1 protein-coding gene and 1 pseudogene are annotated in these 1,030 nt (G+C 65.1%); both read right to left on the reverse strand.

The features are described 5' to 3' along the window. Positions 1–191, reverse strand: a pseudogene (locus PFH44_RS27900) (succinylglutamate desuccinylase); the annotation flags it as partial. Positions 192–201: 10 nt separating this feature from the next. Then, positions 202–1,030, reverse strand: an 829-nt coding sequence (locus PFH44_RS27905; protein ID WP_283826885.1) for an N-succinylarginine dihydrolase, incomplete at its 5' end; no start/stop codon positions are given.

The raw sequence follows: 1,030 nt of genomic DNA on the forward strand, positions 1-1,030 counted from the left end.
ACCTCCAGCAGCAGCTCTATCGGCGCGGTTTCGTTGCCGTGGATCCCGGCCGAAACGATCGTCGCCTGCCGCCACGGCCTCTGCGGCAGCAGCTGCAGCACGCCGTCCGCCAGCCAGCGCGCCTCAATTTCCGCGGGAAACGCCCACTCCGCCAGCCGGCAGTGCAGCAAATCATTCACCTTGTCGTCCATTCCCGGCCCCTTAGCGCTGGAAGTCATAGATGCAGCCCAGGCGCAAAATCTGCGTCAGTTCATCAAGGGCTTGATAGACCTCGCTCAGGAGCTGCGGGTCGGCCAGGTCGCGGGCGTGGAGGCGATCGCGATAGTGCTTTTCAACCCACTGCGTGAGCTGCAGATAGCGCGCGTCGTCCATCAGGCTATGCGGATTCACCGCCGCCAGCTCGGCGTGGTTCAGCACCACCCGCAGGCGCAGGCAGGCCGGGCCGCCGCCGTTGCGCATGCTTTCGCGCAGATCGAATACCGCCAGCTCGTCGATCGGCGAGGCGCTGTCGCTCACCAGCCCGCTCAGGTAGTGCCAGACGTTCTCCCGCTGGCGGCACTCTTCCGGCACCACGATCAGCATTTTGCCGTCCGGCTTGCTCAGCAGCTGGCTGTTGAACAGGTACGAGGCGACGGCGTCGTTGAGCCCCACCTGCGCCTGCGGAACCTCAACGCTGACAAACGGAATATCCAGGCGGGCCGCTTTTTCCCGCAGGGTCTCCAGCAGCGCCTGCTGCTGCACAAAGGCCTGCTGATGATGGAACAGCACGTGGCGATTGCTCACCGCAATCACGTCGTTATGGAACACGCCGCCGTCGATGGCCGCCGGATCCTGCTGGGCAAAGACGGTATATTCCGGGTTCAGCCGATGCAGCCTCGCCACCGCCTGGCTCGCCTCCAGGGTCTGGCGCGCCGGATATTTTTGCGGGGCCACGCCGCCGCTGGCGCGCCTGCCGTAGACAAACAGCTGCAGCCCCTGACGGCCGTAGTCGTAGCAGAAGCGGTTGTGGTTTGCCGCCCCTTCATCGCCC

Origin of the sequence: Klebsiella sp. Ech2A, assembly GCF_030078455.1 — a bacterium.
In the GTDB taxonomy this organism is placed as follows: Bacteria; Pseudomonadota; Gammaproteobacteria; order Enterobacterales; family Enterobacteriaceae; genus Klebsiella; species Klebsiella terrigena.